This is a genomic window from Amycolatopsis vastitatis, assembly GCF_002234595.1.
Lineage (GTDB): Bacteria > Actinomycetota > Actinomycetes > Mycobacteriales > Pseudonocardiaceae > Amycolatopsis > Amycolatopsis vastitatis.
Window position 1 is genome coordinate 1 of sequence record NZ_NMUL01000016.1, and the last position, 11,705, is coordinate 11,705.

Genomic DNA, 11,705 nt, shown 5'->3' on the forward strand with positions numbered 1-11,705 from the left:
CGCGATGAAGGAAACGCTCGACGGCAGCTGGCTGCCCATGGCCACCGGCGGCGACGCGAAGCAGATCGCGTTGAACGGCAACCGGATCGCCTTCAGCAACAGCGCCGGTGCCATCCTCGCCAAGGACGACGTCTACGGCACCTGGCACGTGCTCAACCCGGACGGCCGCGCCACCGAATGGCAGCTCGAAGGCGGCAACATCAGCGCCGTGCTCGACGGCAACTTCGCTATGAAGGAAGCACTGGACGGCCCCTGGCTCGCCATGGCGACCGGCGGCGACGTCAAGCACGTCCAGAACCGGGACCGCGTGGTCCAGATCGGCTGAGACCAGGGAGTGGGCCCCGGGCCGGGGGGCCGGGGCCCACTCCCGCTCGGTGACAATCGGGGCTCCGCCACCCGGGACCCGAAAAGCCGGTTCAGTTCCGGCTGGTCGAGCGCTTCGCCACGGACGGCGCGACGTAGCGCCGCCGTGGTTCTCGCGCTTCCCGGCTGCCATGACGTTCGAAAATCGCACTGGCCTTCGTCCAGGCGCGATCCGCTTCCTGCGGTCTGTCCAGGCCGTCCAGGACCGTCGAGAGGTCACGCAAGGTGCGAGCCTGCCACAGCGGGACGCCGAGCGCGGTCCACCACTCCAGCGACCGGACGAGGTACGTGTGCGCTTCCGTCAGCTCTCCTTCGGCGAGTTCGAGCTCACCGAGCGTCCGCAGCATCAGCGCCTGCCCGAAGCCGTCCTGCATCTCGTGGCGGGCGGTCAGGCACTCGCGGAGGGATTCGCGCACGGACGCTCCGAGCCCCTGCCGGATCCGGACCTTGGCCAGCGACTGGGCCGCGTAGGCCACCATGGTCGGATTGTCGAAGGTCTTCAGGCGTTCCAACGCCCTCTCGCCGTACTCGGCAGCCTCGGTCAGCTGACCGTTCGCACGGTGGGCGACACCCAGAGACCGCAACGCGAGCGCCTCGGCCCAGTCGTCGCCCAGCCGCCGGTATGCGGCTACGGCGTCTTCGCAGGCTCGCACCGCCGCGGAGAGGTCGCCCAGCTCGGTGAGGATCGAGCCACGGCTGTGCACGGCGCGGGCCAGGTAGAGCTGGTTGCCCGTCCGCGTCAACGCCGGCATCGCGGCGTCGAGCGAGGCGAGCGCGTCGGACAGCAGGCCCTGGTCACGCTGGACCAGGCTCAGTTCGAGCCGGGTCAGCCCTTCTCCTTCGACGTCGCCCGTGTCGATGAAGGCGGCCAGCGCCTGTTCGTGGAACTCGACGGACTCCCCGTAGCGATCCTGTTCGGAACGCAGCCAGCCCAGTCCCGACAGCAGCCGTGCCTCACTGGCCCGGTCGCCGGCTCGGCGAGCCGCTTCGATCGCGACGGAGTGGGTGCGCCACCACTCGCTGAAGCGGTTGTGCGAGGACAACGTCGAAGCGAGTGCGGTGGTCAGCCGGGTCACCACGTCGACGAGATCGAGCTCCGCGCATCGCTCGACCAGGTCGACCAGCGTGGTCAGCTCCGCGTCGATCCAGGCCGCCGGATCACCCACGATCGTCTCGACGGTGTTCACCGGCAGCTGGGCGAACTCCGCGGGCTGGGCCGGCGTGCCGGCGTGCGTGGATCCGCTGGGGATCCTCGCGCCGGCGCGCTCCACCAGCCGCAGCGCGATCTCGGCGACCCGGCCGGCCGCCAGCACGGCCTCGGCGACGTCCTCTTCCTCGTCCGCCCGTTCGCGGGCGAAGGCACGGACCAGATCGTGCAGCCGGTAGCGCACGGCGCCGGAGCCGTCCGCCCCGACCATGTCGAGCAGCTGCGCGTCGACCAGGTTCTCGATGATCCGCTCGGTTCGTTCCGCCGATTCCGCGAGCAGTGCCGTGACGAGCCAGTGGGCGAAGTCCCCGGTGCCCAGCCAGCCGAGCCGGCGGAGCGCGACGCGCTCCTGCATGCCGAGACCGACATAGCTCAGCGTCACGCTTCCCCGGACCTCGAGATCACCGATCGTTAGCTCGTTCAGCAGCCGGTGCTGGACCCGCAGACGCTGGGCGAGGCTGTTCAACGACCATCCCGGCCGGGCGGCCAGCCGGGCGCCCGCGATCCGGACCGCCAGCGGCAGGAACCCGCACAGCCGCACGATCTCCAGCGCCTGGGCCGGTTGCGCGGCCATCCGGTCCGCGCCGGCCAGCTTGCCGAGCAGCTCGATCGCCTCGTGCTCGCCCAGTACCCGCATGTCGACGTGCCGGGCACCTTCCAGCACCGCCAGCCGGTTGCGGCTGGTCACGACCACCGCGCACGTCGATCCGCCCGGGAGCAGCGGCCGGATCTGCCGTTCGTCGGCGGCGTCGTCCAGCACGATCAGGACCTTGCGATCGGCCAGCAGGGTCCGGTACAGCTCGACGCGGGAGTCGAGGTCGGCGGGCATCGCCCGGTCGGCGATCCCCAAGGCACGCAGGAACCGCGTGAGCACCTCGCCGGGCTGGGCAGCGACCGCCTGGACCCCGCGGAGGTTCACGTGGAGCTGCCCGCCGTCGAACCACGGCCGCAGGCGGTGGGCCACGTGCGCGGCCAGGGTCGACTTCCCCGAGCCCGGCTTGCCGGAGATCACGCAGACCCGCAGCCCAGAGGGGACGACGCCACTCACGAACTGGTCCATCAGCTGCTTGACCTCGCCCGTGCGGCCGGTGAAGTCGGCGATGTCCGGAGGCAGCTGCCGGGGGACCGCGACGAAGTCGGTGCGATCCGGCGAGGCCTCGGGCTCGGCAGCCGGGCGGGAGAAGCCTCGAACCTCGGCCGGCAGCGCGATCTCGCCACGCAGGATGCGCTCGTGCACGGCGCGCAGTTCGGGCCCGGGTTCCACCCCGAGCTCGTCGACCAGCACTTCCCTGCCCTTGTGGAAGCAGGCGAGCGCGTCCGCCTGACGTCCGCTCAGGAACAGGGCGGTCATCAGGTGCCCGCGCAGGCGCTCCCGCAGCGGGTGTTCGGCCACCAGCGCCGACAGCTCGCCGACCGATTCCGCGCCGCCGTCGACGACGAGCCGCGCCGCGAAGCAGTCCTCCAGGACGCCGAGCCGCTGGTCAGCGAGCCGGCTGCGCTCCGAGTCGGCCCAGCTTCCCTCGGCACCTTCGAGCGCGACTCCCCGCCACTGCGCGAGCGCTTCGCTGAAAAGGGGCACCGCCTCGGCGAACCGTCCGGCCGAGGCCGCCTCCTGGCCCTCCTGCACCCGCGTTTCGAACACGTGCAGGTCGAGGTGCGCGGCGCCGGGAGCGAGGCGGTAGCCGCCCGGCCCGCGCACGATCACCTCCTGGCCGCCGCTGCCCTGGAGGAGGATGCGGCGCAGCGTCGAAAGGTAGGTGTGCACGGACGCCCGTGCGCGGTCCGCGGCGTCGGGGCCCCAGAGTGCTTCGATGATCCGCTCGACGGAAACGACCCGGCCCGTGGCCAGCGCCAGCCGGGCGAGCAACGTCCGGGGTTTCGGCCCGCCCAGCGGAATCGCCCGGTCGCCCTCGTACACGGCAATCGGCCCGAGTACCCGAATTTCCATTGACGCTCCCCCAGAGACGTGACGGTGTCTCGCTCAGGGGACGCGCGAGCAACTCCGGGGACGAGGCCACGCGAGCGGCTCACCGGGCACGTCGACCAGGGCTCGACACCCTCAAGATACCTGCCTTGATCACCCGGGAGTGGAGATTTTGTGGAGCATGCGGCTAGGCCGTTCGGGCGGTTTTCCGAGTTCAGCCGGGTTCTCCGGCCGTGTCGATCAGATCCCCGGCGGTTCTTTCGCCCACTTCGGCGGGGCCGGCGGCTCGTACGTCTCGAACCGGTCCAGCAGCACCGCCGGGTCGGCGTCGGCCAGCAGCAGCTCGCGGTAGTCCTGCTTGACGAACCCCTCGGTCACCATGTGGTCGGCGAACGCCAGCAGCGGCGCGTAGTAGCCGTCGACGTCCACCAGGCCGATCGGCTTGCCGTGCAGGCCGAGCTGCGCCCACGTCCAGACCTCGAACAGCTCCTCCAGCGTGCCCGCGCCGCCGGGCAGCGCGAGGAAGCCGTCGGACAGCGCCGCCATCTTGGCCTTGCGCTCGTGCATGTCCGCGACGACGTGCAGCTCGGTCAGCCCGGCGTGGGCGATCTCGACGCTGGAGAGCGCCTCCGGGATCACGCCGACCACCTCGCCGCCCGCGGCCAGCGCGGCGTCGGCCACGACGCCCATCGTGCCGACGCTCGCACCGCCGTAGACCAGGCCGATGCCGCGCTGGGCCAGCAGCTTGCCGAGCGCGGCCGCCTGCTCGGCGTAGCGCGGCGAGAAGCCCATCGACGAGCCGCAGAAAACGCAGATCCGGCGCATCAGTGCGTGTCCTCCCACGCCTGGTAGGACTCCTGCACGACGCGGACGGCGTCGTCGATGTCGTCGGTGACGTACAGCAGGTCCAGGTCGTGCGGGCTGATCTTGCCCTCGGCCAGCACGGCGTTCTTGATCCACTCGTAGAGCCCGCCCCAGTAGTCGCTGCCGAACAGCACGACCGGGAACTTCGTGACCTTCTTCGTCTGCACCAGGGTCAGCGCCTCGAACAGCTCGTCGAGCGTGCCGAAGCCGCCGGGCAGGCAGATGAAGGCCTGCGAATACTTGATGAACATCGTCTTGCGGGCGAAGAAGTACCGGAAGTTGACGCCGAGGTCGACCCACGGGTTCAGGCCCTGCTCGAACGGCAGCTCGATGCCGAGGCCGACGGAGAAGCCGCCGGCTTCGGCCGCGCCCCGGTTGACCGCCTCCATCGCGCCGGGGCCGCCGCCGGTCATCACCGCGAACCCGGCGTTGGCCAGGGCGCCGCCGATCTTGCGGCCGAGCTCGTACTCCGGGTTGTCACGCTTGGTGCGGGCCGAGCCGAACACGGTGACCGCGCGCGGCACCTCGGCCAGCGCGCCGAAGCCCTCGACGAACTCAGCCTGGATGCGCAGGACGCGCCACGGGTCGGTGTGCACCCAGTCGCTCGGGCCGCGCGAGTCCAGGAGCCGCTGGTCGGTGGTGCTGCCCTGGTCGCGGCGGTCGCGGCGGAGCACCACCGGGCCCTTGTGGCGCTCTACCGGGCGTTCGGGGTACTGGCCGTCCGGCCATTCAGACTGTTCACTCACCTCGCCATGCTACGGCCTGCCCGTCAGGGAGAAGGCGAGAAGCGCTGGAGAGGCGAGGGCGATGGCGGGCCCGTTACCGGGCCATGAACGCGGATCGCCGGAGAATTCATCCGGACGAGTGCGTCTCTTCGCCGTCCGGTCCACTGTGGAGACCGGCGTCACTCGCCGAACGACGGCCTTGCCGGCGCAGGCCGACTCGCACGCCCGTGTCGTCCTCCCCATCACACGTGATGCCCCTCCAATCACGCGTGATGCCCCTCCGATCACGGGCGATGCCCCTCCGGTGACCGTGCTTCGCGTGATCGGAGCCGGAACTCACGTGATTGAAGGGGCATCTCGCGTGATTGAGGGGGCATCACTCGTGATGGGGAGGACGACACGGTGGGTGGGTTGGTTCGTTTCCTGAGCTGTACTAACGAATCCCGATGATCGAGATCGTCCGGCGTTCGGATGGTGTCGCGGACAATCCCTACGAAAGTCGTTCCGGTGCGGAACGCGGCGAGAATCCCCTGCTGCGGCGTGGTTTGTACGAATTGATCCGTGAATCCGGAACGTACTGTTGGTCCGTTCGGCGCATTGACGCCCCGATCCACTGATCCTTTACTCGGATGCGTCCGGACGCATATCTCCCCTCTTCCCCTTACCGGACCTCGATTCTGCCTTCATGGAAGGAAGACCTCGATGACCTATCGTGGGTTCAGCACGGGCTTGGCGGCCGCCGCCGGGCTCGCCATGACGCTCGCGTTACCGGTGACCCCGGCGAGCGCGGCACCCTCAGCCCAGCCCGCCGCCGGAGAAGCCCCTGCCGCCCCCGAAAACACAGCCGCCCGCGCGGCCGACCAAGCCGCCGCGAGCGGGCTCGACGCCTTGCGCCGCGGCCCGGCCGAAGCGTTCCGGCGCATCGGCCTGACCGCCGGGGGTGGCGGCCTCTTCTACGGCGCCTACCAGCGCACTTACCAGGGCCTGCGGGTCGTGGGCGGGGACGCGGTCGTCGTCGCCGACGGCGCCGGACGCGTCCGCGGCACCAGCTCGGCGGAGACCGCGCCGATCACCGTCGGGACGCAGGCACTCGTCGACGCCGCGAAGGCCGCCGCCACCGCGCGCGCTCAACTGGCCACTGTGGACAATGTGAGCGCGCCGGAGAAGGTGGTGCTGGCCGGGACGAGCCCGAAGCTGGCCTACGAGGTCGTCGTCGCCGGGCGCACCGCCACGGCACCGAGCAACCTGCACGTCTTCGTCGACGCGGCGACCGGCGCGGTGCTCGACAAGCGTGACGACGTCAAGACGTTCGACTCCGGCGCGAAGCGCCAGGACCGGCCCGGCACGGTGAACCTCGCCGGCGCCGGCAACAGCTACTACGCCGGCAACGTCTCCATCGACACCACGCAGTCCGGCAGCACGTACACGATGCGCGACCCGGGCCGCACCGGCATCAGCTGCGGCCGTGAGGGCGGCTCGGTCTACAGCGGGCCGGACGACAACTGGGGCAACGGCTCCGGCACCGACCTCGAAACCGGCTGCGTCGACGTGCTCTACAGCGTCCAGACCGAGTGGAAGATGCTCGCCGACTGGCTGGGCCGCAACGGCATCAACGGCAGCGGCACCGGCTATCCCGCGAGCGTCGGCCTGTCCGACGTCAACGCTTACTGGAACGGCTCCTCGACGCACTTCGGGCACTCGCAGGACAACCAGCGCCAGGCCACGTCGATGGACGTCGTCGGACACGAGTTCGGGCACGGCGTCTTCCAGTTCACCCCGGGCGGTGCCGGTTCCGGCAACGAGAACGGCGGTTTGAACGAGTCGACCGGCGACATCTTCGGCGCGCTCACCGAGGCGTACGCGAACAACGCCAAGGACACCCCGGACTACGAGGTCGGCGAGGGCGTCAACCTGGTCGGCCAGGGCCCGATCCGCTACATGTACCAGCCGTCGAAGGTGGGCGACCCGAACTGCTACTCGTCGTCGATCCCGAGCACCGAGGTGCACGCCGCGGCCGGCCCGCAGAACCACTGGTTCTACCTGCTCGCCGAGGGCTCGAACCCGGGTGGCGGCAAGCCGGCCAGCCCGACCTGCAACAGCTCGAGCGTCACCGGCGTCGGCATCCAGAAGGCCGGCAAGATCTTCTACAACGGCCTGCTGAAGAAGACCTCGTCGTGGAACCACAAGGCCGCCCGCAAGGCGACCCTCGAAGCCGCGATCGCGCTCTTCCGGGGCAGCTGCACCGAATACACCGCCACCAAGGCCGCGTGGGACGCCGTTTCCGTCCCCGCCGTCAGCGGTGAGCCGGCCTCGTGCAGTGGTGGCGGGCCGGACTTCTCGGTCGCGCTGAACCCGGCGGCCGGTTCGGTGCAGCCGGGCGCCTCGACGACCACCACGATCAGCACCGCGATCACCTCCGGCGCGGCCCAGTCGATCACGCTGTCCGCTTCGGGCCTGCCCGCCGGCGCGACCGCGACGTTCAGCCCGGCCACGATCTCCTCGGGTGGTTCCTCGACGCTGACCATCGCGACGACGGCGTCGACCCCGAACGGCACCAGCCAGATCACCATCACCGCCGACGGAACCGGCACCGACCACACCGCGCAGTACGCGCTGACCGTCGGCAGCTCGTCGTGCTCGGCGGTGACCAACTCGACGCGGCTCGACATCCCGGACTACCCGGGTGCCGCGGTGAGCAGCACCAACACCGTGGCCGGCTGCGCGCGCAACGCGTCCGGCACCACCAAGGTCGAGGTGCACATCACCCACACCTACAGCGGTGACCTGGTCCTCGACCTGATCGCCCCGGACGGCACCAGCTACCGCATGAAGAACTCCAGCAGCAGCTCCACGCCGAACATCAACACCACCTACACCGTCAACGCCTCGTCCGAGGCAGCGAACGGCGCGTGGAAGCTCCAGATCAAGGACGTCGGCCCCGCCGACACCGGTTACCTCTCCTCCTGGACGTTGACCGTCTGACCCACCCCCACCGAAGGAATTCACCGCCATGAAGTGGAAGACACGACTCGGCGCCGGGGTCACCGCCCTCGCCGCCGTGCTGGGTGTCGTGAGCGCGCCGACCGCAAGCGCGACCACGCTCGCCGCGCCGGACATCTCGCTGGCCAACGTCAAGACCCACCTCAACCAGCTGCAGACCATCGCGAACAACAACGGCGGGACGCGCTCGGCCCGCGGCGGCGGCTACGCGGCCTCGGTGTCCTATGTGGAAAACCTGCTCAAGAACGCCGGGTACACGACGACGCGGCAGACCTGCACCAGCTGCCTCGGGCAGTCGCAGAACCTGATCGCGGAGTGGCCGCAGGGCGACGCGAGCCAGGTGATCATGCTCGGCGCGCACCTCGACAGCGTGAGCGCCGGCCCCGGCATCAACGACAACGGCTCGGGCAGCGCGTCGATCCTCGAAGTCGCGCTGACGCTGGCCCGCACCAACCCCGCGATGGCCAAGCGCGTCCGCTTCGGCTGGTGGGCCGACGAGGAGTCCGGCCTGGTCGGCTCGAAGTACTACGTCAACAACCTGCCGGGCGCCGAGCGCACGAAGATCAAGACCTACCTCAACTTCGACATGATCGGCTCCAAGAATTGGGGCTACTTCGTCTACGACGACGTCGCTTCGGTCAAGGCGATCTTCGACGAGTACTTCTCCTCGATCGGCATCCCGACCGAAGGGGACAGCGAAGGCGACGGCCGGTCCGACCACGCGTCCTTCAAGAGCGCGGGCATCCCGGTCGGCGGCCTGGCCACCGGCGCCGGCGACGTCAAGAGCTCGGCGCAGGCGCAGAAGTGGGGCGGCACGGCGGGTTCGCCGTTCGACAACTGCTACCACCGCGCCTGCGACACGACGGCGAACATCCCGGACGCGCCGCTGGAGAAGAACAGTGACGCCATCGGCTACGCGCTCTGGAAGCTGGCTGTCGCCGCGCCGCAGGGCAACGACTTCTCGGTCGCGGTGAACCCGACGTCCGGGACTGTCCAACCCGGACAGTCGCTCCAGGTCGCGGTGAGCACCACGACGACGTCCGGCTCGGCGCAGTCCGTCACGCTGTCGGCGAGCGGTCTGCCGGCGGGCGCGACGGCGACGTTCAACCCGGCGACGATCTCCTCGGGCGGCTCCTCGACGCTGACCATCACGACGTCGTCGAGCACGCCGACCGGCACCTTCCCGGTCACGGTGACTGCCGACGGCGCGAACGCCGACCACACGGCGTCGTTCTCGCTCGGGGTCGGCAGCTCGTCGTGCGCCCCGGTGACCACCTCGACGCGGCTGGACATCCCGGACTACCCGGGTGCCGCGGTCAGCAGCACGGCGAACGTCGGCTGCGCGCGCAACGCGTCCGGCACCACGAAGGTCGAGGTGCACATCACCCACACCTACCGCGGTGACCTGGTCATCGACCTCGTCGCCCCGGACGGCACGGCGTACCGGCTGAAGAACTCCAGCAGCGACTCGACGCCGAACCTCGACACCACCTACACCGTCAACGCCTCTTCGGAAGCCGCGAACGGCGCGTGGAAGCTGCAGATCAAGGACGTCGGCCCGGCCGACACGGGTTACCTGTCCTCCTGGACGCTGACCGTCTGACCGGCTGACCGGGGTGCCCCTCACCGGGGCACCCCGGTTGTCTAGACCACCCGATCGTCGGTAGCCAGGGGTTTCCCGCGGCTCCTATCGTGGGCGAACGCCCCTCAACGACGATGGATCCCGTATGCGAACCCGTTGGCTCGGAACCCTTCTGACGGCATTGCTCGCCGTCCCGCTGCTGGTGACGGCGCCCGCGCAGGGGGCGGTGCAGGCCGACACCTGCGCGGTGAAGTCGCGGCCCGCCGGGAAGGTCCTCCAGGGGTACTGGGAGAACTGGGACGGCGCCGCGAACGGCGTCCACCCCGGCCTGGGCTGGGTCCCGATCACCGACAGCCGCATCGCGCAGCACGGCTACAACGTCGTCAACGCCGCCTTCCCGGTGATCCGCTCCGACGGGACCGTGCTGTGGGAGAACGGGATGGACGCCGGTGTCAAGGTGTCCACGCCCGCCGAAATGTGCGCCGCGAAGGCCGCGGGCGCGACGATCCTGCTGTCCATCGGCGGCGCGGCCGCCGGGATCGACCTGTCCTCGTCCGCGGTGGCCGACCGGTTCGTCGCCACGGTCGTGCCGATCCTCAAGCAGTACAACTTCGACGGGATCGACATCGACATCGAGACCGGGCTGACGAACAGCGGGAACATCAAGACCCTCTCGGCGTCGCAGGCGAACCTGATCCGCATCATCGACGGCGTGCTCGCGAAGATGCCGTCGAACTTCGGGCTGACCATGGCACCCGAAACCGCGTACGTGACCGGCGGCAGCATCGCCTACGGCTCGATCTGGGGCGCGTACCTGCCGATCGTCAAGAAGTACGCGGACAACGGCCGGCTGTGGTGGCTGAACATGCAGTACTACAACGGCTCGATGTACGGCTGCCACGGCGACTCGTACCAGGCCGGGACCGTGCAGGGCTTCACCGTGCAGACGCAGTGCCTGAACCAGGGCCTGGTCGTGCAGGGCACGACGATCCGCGTCCCCTACGACAAGCAGGTCCCCGGCCTGCCCGCGCAGCCCGGCGCGGGCGGCGGGTACATGTCACCCAGCCTGGTTTCCCAGGCGTGGCGCTCGGTTCCGGGCCTGAAGGGCCTGATGGACTGGTCGATCAACTGGGACGGCTCGAAGGGCTGGACGTTCGGCAACAACGTGAAGTCGTTGCAAGGCCGCTAGGAGGCACCGGCCGGGATGGGGTCGTTGTACTCGCCCGGCGGGCCGGCGTACTCACGGTCGCCGTCCGGGAACGGCCACGGGTTCGGGACGCAGCCGTGCAGCCCCAGAGTCTGCTGCTCCATCACCGGCGCCGGGCGTCCCGGCCCCGGGCACAGCTCGTGGCCCTGGCCGAGCCGGTGCCCGGTTTCGTGGGTGACCATGTACTGGCGGTAGACGTCGATCGGGGCGCCGTAGTTCGGGACGGCGTTGGCCCAGCGGGCGACGTTGAGCACGACGTTGCTGCCGTTGCGGCAGGACGTGTAGCCGTCCGGGGTGCCGCCGCACAGCTTGTCGCGGCTGGCCGGGGTCGCCAGGTAGATGGTGAAGTCGGCGGCGTCTTCGGGCCCGACCTGCTGCAGCCGCCACTGGCCACCGGCGGTCCAGCCACGCGGGTCGCCGAGGATCCCGCGGATCTGCCGGGCGAAGTCGACGGGCCCGACGCCGTCGATGTCGGTCTCCAGCGCGATCCGGTAGCGCAGGAGCCTGCCCCGGGTGCCGGCGACCTCGTCGCTGCCCGGGGTGAACATCCACTGGCCGGATCCGGTCTGCGGGAACGTGATGGCGACCTCGACGGGCGCGGGCTGCACGACGGGCTCACGTTCGGCGGGCGGCGGCGCGACCGAGGTGGCGTCCCCGATGGCGGTGACGATCGGACCGGCCGCGGGCGCGGCGACGGGTTGCCCTTCGCAGGCGGCCAAGGCCCCGCACACCGCCACGGCGAGCACGGCGACGGCCGCGGCCCGTCTCGCGCTTTTCGGCATGGGTCCTCCTGCGGCTTCACGTATCCCCAGGGAATACGGCCCGCGGCGGAG

General features: G+C 70.2%; 9 protein-coding genes. 5 read left to right on the forward strand and 4 right to left on the reverse strand.

Features of this window, described 5'->3' with window-relative positions:
* The coding region (locus CF165_RS51225) for a hypothetical protein (RefSeq protein ID WP_158226797.1) at positions 1-325 on the forward strand (325 nt) is incomplete at its 5' end.
* A gap of 91 nt (positions 326-416) precedes the next feature.
* Here CF165_RS51225 and CF165_RS18060 read toward each other — a convergent pair.
* From CF165_RS18060 to CF165_RS18070, 3 genes are all read right to left on the reverse strand, one after another.
* Entirely contained in the window at positions 417-3,518 is a 3,102-nt protein-coding gene (locus CF165_RS18060; RefSeq protein ID WP_093948710.1) for an AfsR/SARP family transcriptional regulator, read from the reverse strand.
* A 216-nt stretch (positions 3,519-3,734) separates the two neighbouring features.
* Entirely contained in the window at positions 3,735-4,319 is a 585-nt protein-coding gene (locus CF165_RS18065; protein WP_093948711.1) for an LOG family protein, read from the reverse strand.
* Positions 4,319-5,104 (reverse strand): LOG family protein, encoded by a 786-nt coding sequence (locus CF165_RS18070; protein ID WP_093948712.1) that lies wholly within the window; start codon positions 5,102-5,104, stop codon positions 4,319-4,321. The genes CF165_RS18065 and CF165_RS18070 overlap by 1 nt, the downstream gene beginning before the upstream one ends.
* Positions 5,105-5,529: 425 nt before the next feature.
* On the opposite strand from CF165_RS18070, the gene CF165_RS51230 reads away from it, so the two are divergent.
* From CF165_RS51230 to CF165_RS18090, 4 genes are all read left to right on the forward strand, one after another.
* Positions 5,530-5,700 (forward strand): hypothetical protein, encoded by a 171-nt coding sequence (locus CF165_RS51230; RefSeq protein WP_158226798.1) that lies wholly within the window; start codon positions 5,530-5,532, stop codon positions 5,698-5,700.
* A gap of 85 nt (positions 5,701-5,785) precedes the next feature.
* Complete coding sequence (locus tag CF165_RS18080; RefSeq protein ID WP_205660898.1) at positions 5,786-8,065, forward strand: M4 family metallopeptidase; 2,280 nt, start codon at positions 5,786-5,788, stop codon at positions 8,063-8,065.
* Between the two features lie 28 nt (positions 8,066-8,093).
* The gene (locus CF165_RS18085) at positions 8,094-9,686 is read left to right on the forward strand and encodes a M28 family metallopeptidase (RefSeq protein ID WP_093948714.1); all 1,593 of its coding nucleotides are present in this window, start codon (positions 8,094-8,096) and stop codon (positions 9,684-9,686) included.
* Positions 9,687-9,810: 124 nt separating this feature from the next.
* On the forward strand, positions 9,811-10,854 hold the full coding sequence (locus CF165_RS18090; RefSeq protein ID WP_167441495.1) for a chitinase: 1,044 nt from the start codon (positions 9,811-9,813) through the stop codon (positions 10,852-10,854).
* On the opposite strand, the gene CF165_RS18095 is transcribed toward CF165_RS18090, so the two are convergent.
* A complete protein-coding gene (locus tag CF165_RS18095) occupies positions 10,851-11,654 on the reverse strand; it encodes a DUF3152 domain-containing protein (RefSeq protein ID WP_093948716.1) in 804 nt (267 codons plus the stop codon). The genes CF165_RS18090 and CF165_RS18095 overlap by 4 nt on opposite strands.
* Between the last annotated feature and the right edge of the window lie 51 nt (positions 11,655-11,705).